Below are 17,069 nucleotides of genomic sequence, written 5' to 3' on the forward strand. Positions count from 1 at the left end.
TCAGCCGGTCGGCCGGCTGAGCTCGGCCTGGATCCGGGCGAGCTGGGCGAGCCGCTGCTGCAGCGGCGGGTGGGTCGCCATCAGGCCGCTCAGCCCGCCGCCGCGCAGGGCCGGCACGATGCACAGCGCGCTCGCCGCGCTCCCGGCGCGCAGGTCCCGGGTCGGGATGGCTGCCGACTCCCCGCTGATCTTCTGCAGCGCCGAGGCCAGCGCCGCTGGCTTGAGGGTCAGGTAGGCGCCGGCACGGTCGGCGCTCAGCTCGCGGTAGCGGGAGAGCAGGCGCAGCAGCACGAAGCTCACGGCGTACGCCACGAGGCCGACGAGCAGGGCGACGAGGACGGCCGGGAAGGCGCTGTTGTTGCGTGAGCGTCCCATGCCCCCGAACTGCGTGAAGCGCATCAGCAGGCCCGCCGCGATGCCCGCCGACGACGCGACCGTCATCACCAGCACGTCGCGGTGGGCGACGTGGCTCAGCTCGTGCGACAGCACCGCCTCGAGCTCCTCCGCGTCGAGGGCCTGCAGGATCCCGGTCGTGACGCACACGACGGCCCGGTCAGGCGACCGGCCCGTCGCGAACGCATTGGGAGCAGCCATGTCGGACACCCCGACGCGGGGCTTCGGCATGTCGGCCAGCGCGCACAAGCGGTCGATCATGCCGTGCAGCTCGGGTGCCTCCTCGGGCGTCACCTCGCGGGCCCGCATGGCGCGCATGGCGAGCTTGTCGGAGCTCCACCACTGCCAGAACGCAATGCCGATCGCGACCAGCGCGATCAGCAAGGAGTAGCCCCGGAACGCGTACATCAGCGCCACCACGAGCCCCACGAACAGGGCGCCGAGCAGAAACATGGTGAGGGTCATCCGGGCGGTGAGCCCGGTGTCCTTGATGAAGCGCGACGAGGCCATGGGGAGGGCTCAGCCAGGGATCAGGCCGTCGTCGCCCAGGAGCTCGCGGACCTCGTCGATGGTGGCGTCCGGCGGAGGCAGGATCAGGTCGGACTCGTCGAGGGAGTCGAGCTCGTGGTGCGTGCCGCTGGCCCGCACCGCGGACAGCAGCCCGTGCAGCGCCGTGCGGAACATCGCCTCGTCGCCGGACTCGACGGCCTGCTCGATCTGGTTGTCGAGGCCGTTGAGCGCGTCGAGCGCGTGGTCGTCGAGGTCGTACTGGCCCTCGCCGAGGATGCGGACGATCATGCCCGGCCTCCCTCGGTGCCGTCGCCCTCGGCGCGCACGGCCTCGGGAGCGTCGGCCAGGATGTCGCCGTCGCCTGCCTCGATGGCCTGCGGCGCGCTGCCGGCCTTGAGCCGGGCGAGCTCGGCCTCCACGTCGGAGCCCGAGCTGAGCGCGTCGAGCTCGCGCGCGATGTCGTCGCCGGCGTTGACCTGGGAGGCGTCGTCGAGGGCGCCGGAGGCGATCAGCTCGTCGATCGCCTGGCCGCGAGCCTGCATCTGCGCGGTCTTGTCCTCCGCGCGCTGGATGGCCAGCCCGACGTCACCCATCTCCTCCCCGATGCCCGACATCGCCTCGCCGATGCGCGTCTGCGCCTCGGCTGCGGTGTAGGTCGCCTTGATGGTCTCCTTGCGGGTGCGGAAGGCCTCGACCTTGGCCTGCAACCGCTGCTGGGCCAGGACCAGCTTGTCCTCCTCGCCCTGCAGCGTCGCCTGCTGCTCCTTGAGCGAGGTGATCTGCGACGACAGGCCCGACTTGCGGGTGAGCGCCTCGCGGGCCAGGTCCTCACGACCGGCGCCGATGGCCTTCTCGGCCTGGCCCTGGAGCTTGGCGGCCTGCTGCTCGAGCTGGTTCACCTGCAGCTCGACGCGCTTGCGGCTGGTGGCGACGTCGGCCACGCCGCGGCGCACCTTCGAGAGCAGCTCGAGCTGGCGCTGATAGCTGTAGTCGAGGGTCTCGCGAGGGTCCTCGGCCCTGTCCAGGGCCTTGTTGGCCTTGGAGCGGAAGATCAGGCTGATGCGCTTCATGAGACTCATCGGGTGGAGACCCTCTCTCGGTGATGCGGGGGTGCTGGTGGGGACGACACTCTCACCCTAGGACCAAACCCAAGGCTGAGGTAGGACATCGGCGTCGTACGCCTGCGCGCATCCGGCGCGGTCCCGCCGGGGCGTACGGCGATAGGCTGGGGGCCAGCATCCGATCCAGGTGAGGGCAGCCCGCGTGTTCCGTCGTACCAACTCCGAGCAGGAGACCCCGACCGTCCCCGAGAAGGCGGGCGGCAAGGGCCGCCCGACGCCCTCGCGCAAGGAGGCCGAGGCCGCCGCCCGCGCCCGCGCGAAGGTGCCGCGGACCCGCAAGGAGCAGATGGCCGCCCAGCGCTCCGCGCGCGGCGAGACCTCGCAGAAGATGCGCCAGGCCATGAAGACCGGCGACGAGCGCTATCTCCCTGCCCGTGACCGCGGCCCGGTCAAGCGCTTCATCCGCGACTACGTCGACTCGCGCTTCTCCTTCATCGAGCTCATGGTGCCGCTGCTGATCCTGTCGATGGTGCTGGGCTACAGCGGCAACCGCGCGATGATGAACATCGGCAACACGGTGCTGTTCACCACGCTCGTCGTGATCGTCTTCGACATCGTGATGCTGCGCTTCCGGCTGCGGCGCGAGCTCGCGCGGCGCTTCCCCGGCGAGTCCACCAGGGGCACGACGCTCTACGCCGCCATGCGCTCGCTGCAGATGAAGTTCCTGCGCCTGCCCAAGGCCCAGGTCCGGATCGGCGAGAAGCTGCCCGAGACCTACCGATGACGCACAGCCACTCCGGCGGGCCCAGCGCGGACGTGTCCGTGCGCGTGGCCTGGGCCGACGACGCCCAGGCCATCGCAGCCGTGCAGGTGCGCGCCTGGCCCGAGCTCTACGCAGGCCTGCTGCCGGTCGAGGTGATCCCCACCGACGTCGAGGCGGTCGGCGCCCAGTGGCGCCAGGTCCTCGCCCGGCCGGCCGACGCGCGCAACCGCGTGCTCGTCGCGCTCGAGCGCAACCGCGTGGTCGGCTTCGCCCTCACCTCCCCCGCCGCCGACCCCGACTGCGACCCGGTTGCCGACGGCGAGCTCGCCGAGGTCACCCTCGACCCCGCCGAGCGGGCCAAGGGCCACGGCTCCCGGCTGCTCCAGGCGGCGGTGGACACGCTCTCCGCCGACCGGTTCACCCGCGCCGTGACCTGGGTCAACGCCGGCGACGACGCGCTGCGCACGTTCCTCACCGAGGCCGGCTGGGCTCCCGACACCGCCCACCGCGAGCTCGACCTCGACGGCACCGGCGCGACGACGGTCAAGCAGGTGCGCCTGCACACCTCCATCGGCTGACCAACGGCTGACCCCGGCCGACCCAGATCCGGGCGAAATCCACCCGTAGGTGTCTTGAAATCCTTGTGACGGGCGTCACCATGGAGGTCCGGCCACTTCGCCGGTCCAGCACGGGGGTTCGACATGCTCGGTCCGCTACCGCCACTCCACAGGCTCGTCCTCGTCCTCGCCGCCCTGCTCGTCTGCCTGGGCCTCGGCTTCTGGGTGGGCACCGTGCCCGAGGTCCCGCTGAACCTCCGGGTCGGCCTGCTGGCCGGTGCCGGGGTGGGCGTGGCTGCCGCGTTCGCGTTGGTGCACGACTTCCACGACCGTCAGCGCCCCGCGCGCGTACGCCGTCGCGTGCCGTAGACACCCCGCTGGACCAGTCGGCGCCATGTCCTCGCCTGCCGCGGTGAGCGAGACCGTCCCCGACCGCACCGAGCGCTCGGCCATCATCCGCGACAGCCTGGCCGTGGGCGTGGCCACCGGCGCGTACGGCTTCGGGTTCGGCGCGGTGTCGGTCGCGGCCGGCCTCAGCATCGCGCAGACGTGCGCGCTGTCCCTGCTGATGTTCACCGGCGCCAGCCAGTTCGCGCTGGTCGGCGTGGTGGCAGCCGGGGGCGCCCCGCTGTCGGGCGCGGTGACCGCGCTCATGCTCGGCAGCCGCAACACCCTCTACGGACTCCGGATGGCACCGTTGCTGCGGTGGCGGGGCTGGCGTCGGGCGGCTGCGGCCCACGTCCTGATCGACGAGTCGACGGCCATGTCCGTCAGCCGTACGACGACCGGCGCAGCGCGCCTGGCCTTCCTGACCACGGGTGTCTCGGTCTTCGTCCTGTGGAACCTCGCCACCCTCGTCGGCGCCGCCACCGGTGAGGCCGTCGGCGACCCCCGGGCGTTCGGGCTGGACGCCGCGGTGGGCGCCGCGTTCCTGGCCCTGCTCTGGCCCCGGCTGCAGGACCGCCGCAACGTGCTGGTCGCCGTGCTGGCCGCCGCGCTGGCGCTGGCGCTGGTGCCGGCGACCGCTCCGGGTGTGCCTGTGCTGGCGGCCGGAGGAGTGGCGTTGCTGGTGGGCGCCCTCGGCAGGAGGCAGGATCCCACCGAGATCCCGGGGCCCGGCGACGTGGCAGGCGGGCACCGCTGATGTGGACCACGATCGTGCTGGCCGGCGTCGGCTGCTACGTGCTCAAGCTCGCCGGGCTCTCGCTGCCCGACCGGCTGCTCGGCCACCCCCTGGTCGAGCGGGTGGCCGACCTGATCCCGGTCGCCCTGCTGGCGGCGCTGGTCGCGACCCAGGTGTTCGCCGGCGACGGCGCCCTGGTGCTGGACGCCCGGGCGCTCGGCCTCGGGTTCGCCCTCGTCGCGCTGCTGCTGCGGATGCCGTTCCTGGTCGTGGTGGTGGGGGCGGCGGTCGTGGCGGCACTCGCCCGCCTCGTCTGACGCCCCCACCCCACGTGGTGGATCAGCTCACCGAGACGGCGCTCCAGGCGGAGGCGACGGCGGCGTACTGGGTGCTGCCGGCGCCGTAGAGGTCGGTCGCGGCCTTGAGGGTCGCCACGCGAGCACCGGCGTAGTTGGTGCTGGACGTCATGTAGACCGTCAGCGCGCGGTACCAGATCGCGGCGGCGGCGTCACGGCCGATGCCGGTGACCGTGGAGCCGTTGCAGGTCGGGCTGTTGTGCGCGACGCCGTTGATCGTCTTGGCGCCCGAGCCCTCGGCCAGCAGGTAGAAGAAGTGGTTGCCGATGCCCGAGGAGTAGTGCACGTCGACCGAGCCCGCCGAGGGCGTCCAGCAGTTGAGCGAGCTGTCGGCGGAGGCGGGGTTGTCCATCCGGCGGAAGCCGAGGTGCTTCTTGAGGTCGAACTCCTCACCGATGAGGTAGTCACCCGGGTCGGCGGCGTTGGCGGCGTAGAACTCCACCATCGTGCCGAAGATGTCGCTGGTGGCCTCGTTGAGGCCGCCGGACTCCCCGGAGTAGGTCAGGCCGGCGGTGTTCTCGGTGACGCCGTGGCTCATCTCGTGCCCGGCGACGTCGAGGGAGACGAGCGGACCGTAGTTGACGCCGTCGCCGTCGCCGTAGGTCATCTTGGTGCCGTCCCAGAAGGCGTTGACGTAGTTCCGGCCGTAGTGGACCGCGTTGTAGGACCCCGCGCCGGTGCCGAAGATGCCGTCCCGGTTGAACGTGGACTTGTAGTAGTCCCAGGTCACGTTGCTGCCGTACTGCGCGTCGGCCCCGGCCGAGGCGCGGTTGCTGGTGGTCCCGTTGCCGAACGCCGTGGTCGTGCTCGTGATGAGCGTGCCCTTGCTGCCCTGGCGGTTGTTGAGGTCGACCGTGTAGGTGCTGCCGCGGACGCCGTCGTTCTTGAGCTGGTAGGTCGTGCCCGACTTGGTCACGCTGAGCGGCACGCTGCCGCTGTAGAGCGTGTTGCCGGTGCCGTCGACGTTGACGACCTGCTGCTCGCTGCGGATCACCATGCCGGTGCGCGCGTCGACGTACGTCGCCAGGCGCGAGGGGGTGCCGTCGGCCTGGACACCCTCGGTGACGACCTCCCAGGCCAGGCGAGGGGTGGCGCCGGTCGCGTCGACGACCAGCTCGCCTGCAGAAGCGCGGTCGTCGCCGCGGACGGCCTGCGACCGGGCGTTGCGCGCCAGCACCGTGCGGCGGGCGGAGGCAGCCGCGACCTTCGCGTCGGTGCCGAGCGTGAGCGGTGCGGCGAGGGTCTGGCTGACGCCGGCCCACCCAGCACTCGCGTCCCGGTGGACCACGAGGTCGCCGCCGATGACGCGCAGCCCGTCGAGCGTGCGCTCGAAACGCACGTGGCTGCTGCCGTCGGGGTCGACGATGGTCGTGCCGGCGGTGAACGCCTGGCCCTGCGTGGCGCGGGCCGCGCCCGGGTGGCGCTGGAGCGCGGCGAGCGCAGCTGCCGTCGGGTCTGCCGCCGCGGACGCCGAGGTGGCGGCGCCCTGGGCGCTCGTGGCCGTGGTCAGCGGCAGCGCGGCCGCGGTGGCGGCGGCGACGGCGAACGCGGCGAGTCCTGCTGTTCTGCGCATGGTGGAGCCTTCCGGGGGTCTGGCCGGCACCCGAGTGGGCCGGGCCTGGAGGAGTCGTCGACACGGGCGACCCGAGGTCACCCAAGCCCCGCCCTGGATTCGCTGTCAAGGAAAACTTCCCTGCACACCGTCCAGGGGGTGGATCAGCCGACCGAGACGGCGCTCCACGCTGCGGCGACCGTGGCGTACTGCGTGCTGGTCTGGCCGTAGAGGTCCTTCGCCGCGTTGAGCGTCGCGGTGCGCGCGCCGGCGTAGGTCGTGCCAGAGGTCATGTAGACGGTCAGCGCGCGGTACCAGATCTTCCCCGCCGCGTCGCGGCCGATGCCGGTGATCGTCGAGCCGTTGCAGGTCGGGCTGTCGTGCGCGACACCGCCGATCGTCCTCGGGCCGCTGCCCTCGGCGAGGAGGTAGAAGAAGTGGTTGCCCACACCGGAGGAGTAGTGGACGTCGAGGTTCTTGGTGTTGCTGCTGTAGCAGCTGGGCGAGCTGCCGTCCGCGATCGGGTTGTCCATGCGGCGGAAGCCGACGTGGTCCTTGAGGTCGAACTCCTCGCCGATCAGGTAGTCGGCCGGGTCGTTGGGGTTGCCTGCGTAGAACTCGACCATCGTCCCGAAGATGTCCGAGGTCGACTCGTTGAGGCCGCCCGACTCACCGGAGTAGGTCAGGCCGGCGGAGTTCTCCGTGACGCCGTGCGACATCTCGTGCCCGGCGACGTCGAGCGAGACCAGCGGGCCGTAGCTGACGCCGTCACCGTCGCCGTAGGTCATCTTGGTGCCGTCCCAGAAGGCGTTGACGTAGTCCTGGCCGTAGTGGACCCGGTTGTAGGAGCCCTGGCCGTTGCCGAAGATGCCGTTGCGCCCGTGGATGGTCTGGAAGTAGTCCCAGGTCTCGTTGGACCCGTACTGCGCGTCGGCGCCGGCGGTGGCGCGGTTGCTGTTCGTGCCGTTGCCGAACGTGGTCGTCGTCGACGTGATGAGCGTGCCGGTCGAGCACCCCGAGCCGAAGATCTGGCAGAGGAGGGAGTCCTCGGCGTTCTTCATGTCGGTCGTGTAGGTGTTGCCGCGCACGCCGGCGTTCTTGAGCTGGTAGGTCGAGCCCGACTGGGTGACGCTGAGCGGCACCATGCCGCTGTAGAGCGTCTGGCCCTGGCCGTCGACGTTGACGATCTGCTGCTCGCTGCGGATGACCGTCCCGGTGCGGGCGTCGACGTAGGTCGCCATGCGGGAGGGCGTCCCGTCGGCCTGGGTGCCGCCGGTGAGGACCTCCCACGCCAGGCGCGGGCGGGCGCCGGTGGCGTCGACCACGAGCTCGCTGCCCTCGGCCTCGTCGTCACCGCGTACGGCGCTGGTGCGGGCGCTTCGGGCCAGCACGGTGCGCCGGGCGACCGTCCCCGCGACGGCGGGGTCGGTGGCGAGCGTCAGAGGCGTGGTGAGGGTCTGGCTGACGCCGCCCCACGCGCCGCCCGCGTCACGGTGCACCACCAGGTCGCCGCCGACCACGCGCAGGCCGTCGAGGGTGCGCTCGAAGCGCACGTGGCTGGTGCCGTCGGCGTCGACGAGGGTGGCGCCGGGCACGAAGGCCTGGCCGTCGGTGGCCCGCGCCGCACCGGGGTGGCGCTGGAGCGCCGAGAGGGCGCCGGACGCGACGTCGGCGCTCGCGGAGCTGGGAGCTGCGGGCGGGGCGCCCTGGGCGCTCGTCGCCGTGGTCAGGGGCAGTGCCGCCGCGGTGGCGGTGGCGACGGCGAGCGCGGCGAGTCCTGCGGTTCTGCGCATGGTGGTGTCTCCCGAGAGTCGAGCCGCGGGCCCGAGCGGACCGCGGCAGTCATCGGTCCAACGACAGCCTCCGGTGGGGGTTACACGGCCGGAGGGAGGTCCGCCTCAGGCGAGGTCGAGCAGGTGCTCGAGGCCGACGGTGAGGCCGGGGCGCGCAGCGATCCCACGCACACCGGTCAGCACGCCCGGGGTGAAGGACACGCGGTCGAGCGAGTCGTGGCGGACGGTGAGCGTCTCCCCCGGCGCGCCCAGGATGACCTCCTGGTGCGCGACCAGTCCGCGCACGCGCAGCCCGTGCACCCGTACGCCGTCGACGTCCGCGCCGCGGGCGCCGTCGAGGCCGGTGGAGGTGGCGTCGGGCATCGGGTCGCACCCCGCGTCGCGACGAGCGGCGGCGATCATCTCCGCCGTGCGGCGGGCCGTGCCCGAGGGGGCGTCGGCCTTGTCGGGGTGGTGGAGCTCGACCACCTCGACCGACTCGAAGAAGGGCGCCGCCTGCGCGGCGAAGCGCATCATCAAGATGGCGCCGATCGAGAAGTTGGGGGCGATGAGCACGCCCACGCCGGGCGCGTCCGCCAGCCATGCCTCGAGCTGGTCGAGGCGCTCCTGGTCGAAGCCGGTGGTGCCGACGACGGCGTGGATGCCGTGCTCGACGCAGAAGCGCAGGTGCTCCATCACCACGTCGGGGTGGGTGAAGTCGACGACCACCTCGGCGCCGGAGCGCACCAGCTCCTCGACGTCGTCACCGGCGTCGATCCTGGCGACGAGCTCGGTGTCGGACGCCGCGTCCAGCGCGCTGCAGACCTCGGCGCCGACCTTGCCCCGCGCACCGAGCACGCCCACCTTGATCGGGGCCTTGATCGGGGTCTCACGGGTCTCGGCCTCAGTCGCGCTCACTCCCCCAACCTACCGCCGCGGGTCCGGCACGGGTGGCGGTGGCTGACTCGCCGACGCGGGTCTGGCAGGCTGTGGGCCATGCCTTCCCCGACCATCCCGCCGCGCATCAAGTGGGCCGTCGACCTGATGGACGTCCAGCCGGCCGACCAGGTCCTGGAGATCGGCTGCGGCCCCGGCGCCGGGGCGGAGGCCATCTGCGCCAGGCTGGAGACCGGCAAGCTGTTCGCGATCGACCGCTCGGAGTCGGGCGTCGACCGCACGAAGCGCCGCAACCAGAAGTACGTCGACGCCGGCCGGCTCGTCGTACGCCAGATCGACCTCGCCACGCTGCGGGTGCCGGTCAAGCGGCTCAACAAGGTCTTCGCGTTCAACGTGAACCTGTTCTGGGTGCGCCCGTGCGAGGACGAGATCGCGCTGCTCCACGAGCGCGTGGTGCCCGGTGGCGCGGTCTACCTCTTCTACGAGGCCGCGCGCCCCGAGCTGGTGCCCAACATCGTGAAGAAGGCCTCGGAGAACCTGCTCCGCGGCGGTTTCCGGGTCAGCGTCGTCGAGCAGAAGGCGCCCCCGGTCATCGGGCTCATCGCCCGGCGATAGGCCGCCCTGCTGCTGCTTGCGGTTACTTCGTCGGACCGACGACCGCGAGCAGCTCGGGCTGGGTGAAGAGCTCGCGCGCCAGCGACGACACGTCGTCGTGGGTCACGGACTCGATGCGACCCACGACCTCGTCGATGGTGAGCAGCTCGTCGTAGACCAGCTCGGCCTTGCCGATGCGCGACATCCGCGACCCGGAGTCCTCGAGGCCGAGGAGCAGGCCGCCCTTGAGCTGGCCCTTGCCCCGCTCGACCTCCTCCTCGGTGAGGCCGTGCTCGGCGACCTTGGCGAGCTCGCCGCGCACGGTCTCGAGCACGGCGTCGTACTTGCCGGGCAGGCAGCCCACGGACACCCCGACCACACCGGCGTCGGCGTGGTGCGTGGCGAACGAGTACACGGAGTACGCCAGGCCGCGCAGCTCGCGCACCTCCTGGAACATCCGCGAGGAGGTGCCGCCGCCGAGGGCGGTGTTGAGCACGCCGAGCGCGAAGCGACGCGGGTCGGTGCGGGTCATGCCCTTCACACCGAGGACCAGGTTGACCTGCTCCTGGGGCCGGACGGTGCGGGCCTCGCCGGGGTGCACCGTGCGGGCGCGCTCGCTCTGCTGGGGAGGCGTCGGCGTGGCGTCGCCCTCGAGGAAGCCGCTGCGGCCGAAGGCCTGGCGCACCTGGCGCACGACGGTGGTGTGGTCGACGTTGCCGGCCACCGCGACGACCATGTTGTCGGGGCGGTAGTGGCGGCGGTAGAAGCGGTGGATCTGCGCACGGGTCATCGCGGTGATCGACGCCTCGGTGCCGGCGATGGGCCGGCCGAGCGGGGAGTCGCCCCACGCCTGGTGCGCGAAGAGGTTGTGCACCACGTCGTCGGGGTCGTCGTCGTGCATCGCGATCTCGTCGAGGATCACGTCACGCTCGGCCTCGACGTCGGCCGGGGTGATCGTCGAGGCGGTGACCATGTCGCCGAGCACGTCGACCGCGGTGGCGAGGTCCTCGTCGAGGACGCGCGCGTGGAAGACGGTGTACTCCTTGGTGGTGAAGGCGTTGAACTCGCCTCCGACCGCGTCGAGCGCGACCGAGATCTCCATCGCGGTCCGCTCGGGGGTGCCCTTGAAGAGCAGGTGCTCGAGGAAGTGCGAGCAGCCGTGCAGCACGGGGGTCTCGTCGCGCGAGCCGACGTTGACCCACACGCCGATGCTGGCCGAGCGGGTGCCGGCCATCTGCTCGGTCACGATCCGCAGGCCGCTGGGCAGGACCGTGCGCCGCACGCGCGAGGTCACCGCGCCCTCGGCGTCCTTGACGGTGTGGAGGGTGCGGGTGGTGCCGTTCTTCTGCACGGGGGTCCTTCCGGGACGCAGCGGGGGTGGAACGCCACGACCGGCCGGCGGAGGCCGCCGGCCGGTCGTGGTGGTGGAGCTCAGGTCACTCGGCGTCGGTCGCCTCGGCCGGCTCCTCGGAGCCGCCCTCGGCCTCGTCGACGACGGGGACCAGCGAGAGCTTGCCGCGGTCGTCGATCTCGGCGATCGAGACCTGGACCTTCTGGCCCACCGACAGGACGTCCTCGACGGCCTCGACGCGCTTGCCGCCGGCGAGGGCGCGCAGCTTGCTGATGTGCAGCAGGCCGTCCTTGCCGGGCATGAGCGAGACGAAGGCGCCGAAGTTGGTCGTCTTCACCACGGTGCCGAGGTAGCGCTCGCCGACCTCGGGCATCGTCGGGTTGGCGATCGCGTTGACCGCGGCCTTGGCGGCCTCGGCCGCCTCGCCGTTGGTCGCACCGATGTAGACCGTGCCGTCGTCCTCGATGGACAGCGTCGCGCCCGTGTCGTCCTGGATCTGGTTGATGACCTTGCCCTTCGGGCCGATCACTTCGCCGATCTTGTCGACGGGGACGCGCACGGTGATGATGCGCGGCGCGTGGATCGACATCTCCTCCGGCGCGTCGATGGCCTCGGCCATGACGTCGAGAATCGCCAGGCGCGCGTCGCGTGCCTGGGTCAGCGCGGCGGCGAGCACCTCGGCGGGGATGCCGTCGAGCTTGGTGTCGAGCTGCAGCGCGGTGACGAACTCACGGGTGCCGGCGACCTTGAAGTCCATGTCGCCGAAGGCGTCCTCGGCGCCGAGGATGTCGGTCAGCGCGACGTACTGCGTCTCGCCGTCGACCTCGTCGGAGATGAGGCCCATCGCGATGCCGGCGACGGAGGCCTTGAGCGGCACACCGGCCTGCAGCAGCGACAGGGTCGAGGCGCAGACCGAGCCCATCGAGGTGGAGCCGTTGGAGCCCATGGCCTCGGAGAGCTGGCGGATCGCGTAGGGGAACTCCTCGCGCGAGGGCAGCACGGGCAGGAGGGCGCGGCGCGCCAGGGCGCCGTGGCCGACCTCGCGGCGCTTGGGCGAGCCCACGCGGCCGGTCTCGCCGGTGGAGAACGGCGGGAAGACGTACTTGTGCATGTAGCGGCGGTGCTTCTCCGGCGACAGCGTGTCGAGCTGCTGCTCCAGCTTGAGCATGTTGAGGGTGGTGACGCCCAGGATCTGGGTCTCGCCACGCTCGAAGAGCGCCGAGCCGTGGACGCGCGGGATCACGTTGACCTCGGCGTGCAGCGGGCGGATGTCGGCGAGGCCGCGACCGTCGATGCGGATCTTGTCGCGCAGCACCCGCTGGCGCACGAGCGACTTGTTGAGCGAGCGGAACGCCGCGCCGATCTCCTTCTCGCGACCCTCGAACTGGCCCGAGAGCTTCTCGAGCAGCGAGGCCTTGATCTCGTCGACCTTGAGCTCGCGCTCCTGCTTGTCGCCGATGGTCATCGCGGCGGCGGTCTCGTCCTTCGCGGCGGCCTCGACGGCGGCGTAGACGTCGTCCTCGTAGTCGAGGAAGACCGGGAAGTCCTGGACCGGCTTGGCGGCCTCGGCCGCGAGCTGGGCCTGGGCCTCGACGAGCTGCTTGATGAAGGGCTTCGCGGCGTCGAGGCCACCGGCCACGACCTCCTCGGTCGGCGCCTGGGCGCCACCCTGCACGAGCGCGATGGTGTCCTCGGGGGCCTCGGCCTCGACCATCATGATCGCGACGTCGCCGGACTCGGTCACGCGGCCCGCGACGACCATGTCGAAGACGGCGTTCTCGAGCTGCGAGTGGCTCGGGAACGCGACCCACTGGCCGTCGATGAGCGCCACGCGGACGCCGCCGACGGGGCCGGAGAAGGGCAGGCCGGAGAGCTGGGTCGACAGCGACGCGGCGTTGATCGCGAGCACGTCGTAGGGCATGTCGGGGTCGAGCGCCATGACGGTGATGACGACCTGGACCTCGTTGCGCAGGCCCTTCTTGAAGGTCGGGCGCAGCGGGCGGTCGATGAGACGGCAGGTGAGGATCGCGTCCTCGCCCGGGCGACCCTCGGAGCGGAAGAACGAGCCGGGGATCTGGCCCACGGCGTACATCCGCTCCTCGACGTCGATCGTCAGGGGGAAGAAGTCGAAGTGGTCCTTGGGCGTCTTGCCCGCGGTCGTCGCCGAGAGCAGCATGGTCTCGTCGTCGAGGTAGGCCGTGACGGAGCCGGCGGCCTGGCGGGCCAGCAGGCCGGTCTCGAACTTGACGGTGCGCTTGCCGAACTTGCCGTTGTCGAGGACGGTCTCGACGGCGGAGATGATGGGTTCACTCATGGAAGCAGGATCCTGCTTTCTCTTCGCGGAGCGATCCGCGGCGTCCACTTGCCTGGACGGCTCGCGGGGACTCGAAGCCCCGCTGGGGCCGGTCTTCGATCGAGGCCCGCAGCGTGCCCCTGACGGGGCTGGTCTGAAGGCCACTACCGAGGACCGGGCCGGACGTGCGGGTCGCTCCTGATGTGGTGGTGTGTTCAGTTGTGCCGGGTCGACACTAGCGCGGCCCGGGCCGGGAGAGGGTGTCCCGGATGTGAGAGGAGCGGCTCCCCCGGAGGGGAACCGCTCCTGTCGCGATCAGCGACGCAGGCCGAGGCGCTCGATGATCGAGCGGTAGCGCTCGATCTCGGTCTTCTGCAGGTAGTTCAGCAGGCGCCGGCGCTGGCCGACGAGCAGCAGCAGACCACGACGGCTGTGGTGGTCGTGCTTGTGCTCCTTGAGGTGCTCGGTGAGGTGCGAGATGCGGTGGCTGAGCAGCGCGATCTGGACCTCGGGGGAACCGGTGTCACCCTCGGTCAGGGCGTACTCGGCGATGATCTTCTTCTTGGTCTCCGCGTCGGTACCAATCGACATGGGGGCTCCTTCGGTTCTCGTTGCGCGGCGCGCCCGGGCCTGTTCACCGGGGCACTGAGGTTCCGCGGCCGTCATGACGGCGTGTCACCCTCACGGGCAACCGCAGAAGCATATCGAGGCCCCGGACGACTGGCCCAATCCGCGCCGCGCACCGAAGGACGTGCTGGCGGCTCAGACCGCCGGCGGGGGCGGCGGGTCCGAGACGTCGGTCCGCTGCGTGGTGGCCTGACGGCCCTGGGCGTCCGTGGTGGTCGCCATGGTCGTGTGCTTGCGGCGGGTGTTCTGCTGGATGATCGTGAGCACGAGCCACAGCACCCCGGCGAGCGCGAGGATGATGCCGAGGGTCCACATGTTGAGGGGCCCCACCTCCTGGTCGTTCAACGCGAACGCGAGGATCAGGCCCACGACGATGAGGCCGATCGGTCCTCCGAAACCCATGACAGTCTCCTTCTTGTTGGGGATGCGCGCCGGTCTGGACCGGGCGCGCGAGGAGTCTGGCGCGCCTCGCGCCCGCTGTCACCCCCCTGCGGGGTGCCGCGACGTGCGACGGTCTCGGCAAGCGCCGACCTACCTCACGTGGCCAGGCCCCGTCGGGCCACGGCTTCCCCGTACATGGCGATCTTCGCCGACTCCACGTGCGGTCGCAGGCGCAGCACGAACTGGTAGGCGAACAGCTGCGGGCGCGCAGACACAAGGGCGGCGTCGACACGCCGGGACAGGGTGCGGCGTTCGCCTTCTGCCTCCTGCCGCACCAACCCAAGCGGGAGCCCGGTGTGATGCTCCTCCAGAACGTCGAGCCCAGCTCGATGGACGAGGCGCAACAGGCTTCGCCGCGTGAAGAACCGCAGGTGCGTCTCGTCGAGGATGCCCCTCCTGTCATAACCGAACAGGCCGGTGGCCACGCGCAGTCTCGGGTACCAGTGCCCGAAGTTCGGGACGGAGAGGACGACCTCGCCCGCCGGACGCAGCCGATCGACCGCTTGTCGCAACGAGTCAAGGGGTTGGGCGAGGTGCTCGATGACGTCGCCGAGGATGACGACGTCGTAGTCGACACCGAGGTCCTGATCGGTCCCAGCGGATGTGTCCAGCAGATGGAACTCGTCGACTCGATCGCGCACGCCTGGGATCTCGACGACGTCCGCGCCGACCACGTGGTGCCCCAGCTTGCGCACCCTCTCGGCGAGCAGGCCCCCCGAACAGCCGTAGTCCAGCACCCGCAGGGGGGGCCGGTCGGACAGCATCGCGAGGATGACGTCGTGCGAGCTGCCCTCGCCTTCCTTCAGGTCGTACCCGTCGACCTTCGGAACCCACTGGCTGGTGCCGAAGCCCATCCGGTTGAGTCGATACTCGAACACGTCCTTGGTGACGTCCCAGGCGTACTTCGTACCGTTGACGTAGCAGATCTCGTCGCCGTAGTACGTGGGTACTGGGATCTCCACGATCCTGTGTCCTGCGTCGACGAACTGGACGATGATCTGCGTATCGAAGTCGAAGGCATCGCTGTTGTGCTCGAAGGGCACGCCCTGCAGCGCGGACATCGCATAGGCGCGATAGCCGGAGTGGAACTCACTGAGCGACGTGCCGAGCATGCGGTTCTCGATGCCGGTGAGCACTCTGTTGCCGAGCCGCTTGTACAGCGGCATGCCGCCGGCGCGAGCCGCGCCTTTGAGCATCATGCGGGATCCGAAGACCGCTTCGGCCTCGCCGGCGACCAGAGGCTCCACCATCTGCGGCAGCATCTCGGGCGCGTACTGACCGTCACCGTGCAGCAACACCACCACGTCCAGACCACGCTCAGCCGCCAGTGCGTAGGCCGCCTTCTGATTGCCGCCGTAGCCCAGGTTCTTCGTGTGTGTCACGACGATCACGGTGTGGTCGACCACGTGGGACGCCCATTGCTCTGCGTATCGGGTGGTGCCGTCCGTGCTCGCATCGTCGAGGATGATCACCTCGTCGATTGAGGGCCGGAAGTCCTCAGGTATCCGGTCGAGCGTTCTGACCAGCGTGCTCTCGGCGTTGTAGGCCACGATGGCGATGCCCACTCGCATTCCGTTGATGCTCATCGCAGTGGTCCCCCTGTGCCCGACGGGATTGGTTCGTCGCCGGATAGATGCCGTCCAACCAGTTCAACAGCAGGCAGGCCCAAGCCACCGCCATCAACATGTGCTGACCGAGTGTAAAGGGAACAGCCCACGCTTGCTCCCACCGCCACGGCGGTCCGCCACCGCTCCACAACGAGTACACCGAGAGCACGAGCAGGCTCGCAGCGACGTTGTACGTCCACCCCGTCCTGATAGACACCAGGTACGCCGCGGCCAGGGCCCACGTGAGGTATTGCATCCCGAACGCCGGAGTGAACACGAGCATCGTCACTAAGGTCATCCCGAGCCCGACAGCCTCCTCGTGAGGCCTGCGAAGTGGGGTCAAGGCCAAGGGCACCATCGCAGCGGCGGCGACCACCCACGAGCCGTGCGCGTTCAGCCACACGTCGAGACGTGGATAGCCCGCCTGCTCGACCAGCTCCGCGAGTCCCCACTCCCTCAGCCAGATACCTCGGTAGCCGACGACGCTCTCCAGGAACGGGCCCCCGTTCAGCACCAGCACCGGGACCCACAGCAAGGCGAAGACCAACGCGCCACCGATCGCGAAACGCACCAGCGCGGCAGCGCCCCTGCGATACGCCAAGAGCATCATCCAGGGCACAGCCACCACGGGTACGAGCTTGATGCTCACGGCCAGCCCCAGGCACACACCGCTGGCGAGAGACCGTCCGCGACGCGCAAGGAGAAAGAAGGAAGCCACGGTGAGCGCGACGAACACGGGATCGGTGTTGCCGTGGAACCCCGAGATGACGAGCAGTGCGGGACTCCAGACCAGGCCGACTGCCGCAGCCCCCGCTCCGAGCGTGCTTGAGCGCTCATTCAGCAACCGGAACACCAGCCAGCACGTCATCGCGTCCGCGAGACACGCTGGGGCACGGATCAGCAGTGGCAGGCCGAGCCCGGCGCGCTGGCCGAGGTTCACGAGCTCCAGGAACCATCCCGCCAGTGGCGGGTGGTTGTAGGGCGCCTCGAAGGCCTCGCCGTAGATGCCGATCGGTCCGAACTCTCGGACGCCCGCCGCGAACTGGGTCCAGTACACGATGTCGTTCGTCCCGCTGGTCGTGGCTGCCAGGTAGAGCTTGACGGCAGTTGCGGCAACGGCTGCCGCGATGACGGCCACAGCTACTCGCCGATCCGTCGTCCACGCACCTCTC

The 17,069-nt window shown here is 70.7% G+C and carries 18 protein-coding genes; 6 read left to right on the plus strand and 12 right to left on the minus strand.

Annotated features, from left to right (window positions below):
* From htpX to ASG76_RS10140, 3 genes are read right to left on the minus strand one after another with little or no spacing between them, the layout of a single operon-like run.
* Positions 1-903 carry a zinc metalloprotease HtpX gene (gene htpX, locus ASG76_RS10130; protein ID WP_056602419.1) on the minus strand — a complete coding sequence of 301 codons (903 nt, stop codon included), beginning with the start codon at positions 901-903 and terminating at the stop codon, positions 1-3.
* Between the two features lie 9 nt (positions 904-912).
* Entirely contained in the window at positions 913-1,191 is a 279-nt protein-coding gene (gene pspAA / locus ASG76_RS10135; RefSeq protein WP_056602422.1) for a PspA-associated protein PspAA, read from the minus strand.
* Positions 1,188-1,982, minus strand: a complete 795-nt coding sequence (locus ASG76_RS10140; protein ID WP_200948143.1) for a PspA/IM30 family protein — start codon at positions 1,980-1,982, stop codon at positions 1,188-1,190. Before ASG76_RS10140 ends, pspAA begins: the two co-directional genes overlap by 4 nt.
* 184 nt (positions 1,983-2,166) lie before the next feature.
* On the opposite strand from ASG76_RS10140, the gene ASG76_RS10145 reads away from it, so the two are divergent.
* The 5 genes from ASG76_RS10145 (at position 2,167) to ASG76_RS10165 (ending at position 4,724) form a co-directional block, all read left to right on the plus strand.
* Entirely contained in the window at positions 2,167-2,748 is a 582-nt protein-coding gene (locus tag ASG76_RS10145) for a DUF3043 domain-containing protein (RefSeq protein ID WP_056602425.1), read from the plus strand.
* Positions 2,745-3,305, plus strand: coding sequence for a GNAT family N-acetyltransferase (locus ASG76_RS10150; RefSeq protein ID WP_056602427.1), 561 nt, complete (start codon positions 2,745-2,747; stop codon positions 3,303-3,305). Before ASG76_RS10145 ends, ASG76_RS10150 begins: the two co-directional genes overlap by 4 nt.
* Positions 3,306-3,428: 123 nt before the next feature.
* Positions 3,429-3,653, plus strand: a complete 225-nt coding sequence (locus ASG76_RS10155; RefSeq protein WP_056602430.1) for a hypothetical protein — start codon at positions 3,429-3,431, stop codon at positions 3,651-3,653.
* A gap of 43 nt (positions 3,654-3,696) precedes the next feature.
* On the plus strand, positions 3,697-4,428 hold the full coding sequence (locus ASG76_RS10160) for an AzlC family ABC transporter permease (RefSeq protein ID WP_235529506.1): 732 nt from the start codon (positions 3,697-3,699) through the stop codon (positions 4,426-4,428).
* Complete coding sequence (locus ASG76_RS10165) at positions 4,428-4,724, plus strand: AzlD domain-containing protein (RefSeq protein WP_056602434.1); 297 nt, start codon at positions 4,428-4,430, stop codon at positions 4,722-4,724. Before ASG76_RS10160 ends, ASG76_RS10165 begins: the two co-directional genes overlap by 1 nt.
* Positions 4,725-4,746: 22 nt before the next feature.
* Here the strand turns inward: ASG76_RS10165 and ASG76_RS10170 are convergent, their stop codons facing one another.
* The 3 genes from ASG76_RS10170 to dapB form a co-directional block, all read right to left on the minus strand.
* On the minus strand, positions 4,747-6,336 hold the full coding sequence (locus ASG76_RS10170) for a M4 family metallopeptidase (protein WP_056602436.1): 1,590 nt from the start codon (positions 6,334-6,336) through the stop codon (positions 4,747-4,749).
* Positions 6,337-6,479: 143 nt separating this feature from the next.
* On the minus strand, positions 6,480-8,108 hold the full coding sequence (locus tag ASG76_RS10175) for a M4 family metallopeptidase (protein ID WP_056602438.1): 1,629 nt from the start codon (positions 8,106-8,108) through the stop codon (positions 6,480-6,482).
* A gap of 105 nt (positions 8,109-8,213) precedes the next feature.
* Positions 8,214-8,957, minus strand: coding sequence for a 4-hydroxy-tetrahydrodipicolinate reductase (gene dapB, locus ASG76_RS10180; protein WP_200948149.1), 744 nt, complete (start codon positions 8,955-8,957; stop codon positions 8,214-8,216).
* A gap of 126 nt (positions 8,958-9,083) precedes the next feature.
* On the opposite strand from dapB, the gene ASG76_RS10185 reads away from it, so the two are divergent.
* Entirely contained in the window at positions 9,084-9,599 is a 516-nt protein-coding gene (locus tag ASG76_RS10185; RefSeq protein ID WP_056602440.1) for a class I SAM-dependent methyltransferase, read from the plus strand.
* A 22-nt stretch (positions 9,600-9,621) separates the two neighbouring features.
* Here the strand turns inward: ASG76_RS10185 and ASG76_RS10190 are convergent, their stop codons facing one another.
* From ASG76_RS10190 to ASG76_RS10215, 6 genes are all read right to left on the minus strand, one after another.
* Positions 9,622-10,929, minus strand: coding sequence for a M16 family metallopeptidase (locus ASG76_RS10190; protein ID WP_235529508.1), 1,308 nt, complete (start codon positions 10,927-10,929; stop codon positions 9,622-9,624).
* Positions 10,930-11,014: 85 nt separating this feature from the next.
* Positions 11,015-13,243 (minus strand): polyribonucleotide nucleotidyltransferase, encoded by a 2,229-nt coding sequence (locus ASG76_RS10195; protein ID WP_056602444.1) that lies wholly within the window; start codon positions 13,241-13,243, stop codon positions 11,015-11,017.
* A gap of 294 nt (positions 13,244-13,537) precedes the next feature.
* Complete coding sequence (gene rpsO / locus ASG76_RS10200) at positions 13,538-13,813, minus strand: 30S ribosomal protein S15 (protein ID WP_056602446.1); 276 nt, start codon at positions 13,811-13,813, stop codon at positions 13,538-13,540.
* A gap of 171 nt (positions 13,814-13,984) precedes the next feature.
* Positions 13,985-14,251 carry a DUF6458 family protein gene (locus tag ASG76_RS10205; RefSeq protein ID WP_056602448.1) on the minus strand — a complete coding sequence of 89 codons (267 nt, stop codon included), beginning with the start codon at positions 14,249-14,251 and terminating at the stop codon, positions 13,985-13,987.
* 134 nt (positions 14,252-14,385) lie between these two features.
* Entirely contained in the window at positions 14,386-15,855 is a 1,470-nt protein-coding gene (locus ASG76_RS10210) for a bifunctional glycosyltransferase/class I SAM-dependent methyltransferase (protein ID WP_200948144.1), read from the minus strand.
* Positions 15,788-17,035 carry a glycosyltransferase 87 family protein gene (locus ASG76_RS10215; RefSeq protein ID WP_056602452.1) on the minus strand — a complete coding sequence of 416 codons (1,248 nt, stop codon included), beginning with the start codon at positions 17,033-17,035 and terminating at the stop codon, positions 15,788-15,790. The genes ASG76_RS10210 and ASG76_RS10215 overlap by 68 nt, the downstream gene beginning before the upstream one ends.
* Positions 17,036-17,069: the final 34 nt, after the last annotated feature.

The sequence above is a fragment of the Nocardioides sp. Soil774 genome, from assembly GCF_001428125.1.
GTDB lineage: Bacteria > Actinomycetota > Actinomycetes > Propionibacteriales > Nocardioidaceae > Nocardioides.

Bases quoted from the DNA above. Each gene is read 5' to 3' on its own strand.
- htpX (WP_056602419.1), bottom strand. From the start codon at position 903: ATGGCCTCGTCGCGCTTCATCAAGGACACCGGGCTCACCGCCCGGATG.
- pspAA (WP_056602422.1), bottom strand. From the start codon at position 1,191: ATGATCGTCCGCATCCTCGGCGAGGGCCAGTACGACCTCGACGACCAC.
- ASG76_RS10140 (WP_200948143.1), bottom strand. From the start codon at position 1,982: ATGAGTCTCATGAAGCGCATCAGCCTGATCTTCCGCTCCAAGGCCAAC.
- ASG76_RS10150 (WP_056602427.1), top strand. From the start codon at position 2,745: ATGACGCACAGCCACTCCGGCGGGCCCAGCGCGGACGTGTCCGTGCGC.
- ASG76_RS10155 (WP_056602430.1), top strand. From the start codon at position 3,429: ATGCTCGGTCCGCTACCGCCACTCCACAGGCTCGTCCTCGTCCTCGCC.
- ASG76_RS10165 (WP_056602434.1), top strand. From the start codon at position 4,428: ATGTGGACCACGATCGTGCTGGCCGGCGTCGGCTGCTACGTGCTCAAG.
- ASG76_RS10170 (WP_056602436.1), bottom strand. From the start codon at position 6,336: ATGCGCAGAACAGCAGGACTCGCCGCGTTCGCCGTCGCCGCCGCCACC.
- ASG76_RS10175 (WP_056602438.1), bottom strand. From the start codon at position 8,108: ATGCGCAGAACCGCAGGACTCGCCGCGCTCGCCGTCGCCACCGCCACC.
- ASG76_RS10185 (WP_056602440.1), top strand. From the start codon at position 9,084: ATGCCTTCCCCGACCATCCCGCCGCGCATCAAGTGGGCCGTCGACCTG.
- ASG76_RS10195 (WP_056602444.1), bottom strand. From the start codon at position 13,243: ATGAGTGAACCCATCATCTCCGCCGTCGAGACCGTCCTCGACAACGGC.
- rpsO (WP_056602446.1), bottom strand. From the start codon at position 13,813: ATGTCGATTGGTACCGACGCGGAGACCAAGAAGAAGATCATCGCCGAG.
- ASG76_RS10205 (WP_056602448.1), bottom strand. From the start codon at position 14,251: ATGGGTTTCGGAGGACCGATCGGCCTCATCGTCGTGGGCCTGATCCTC.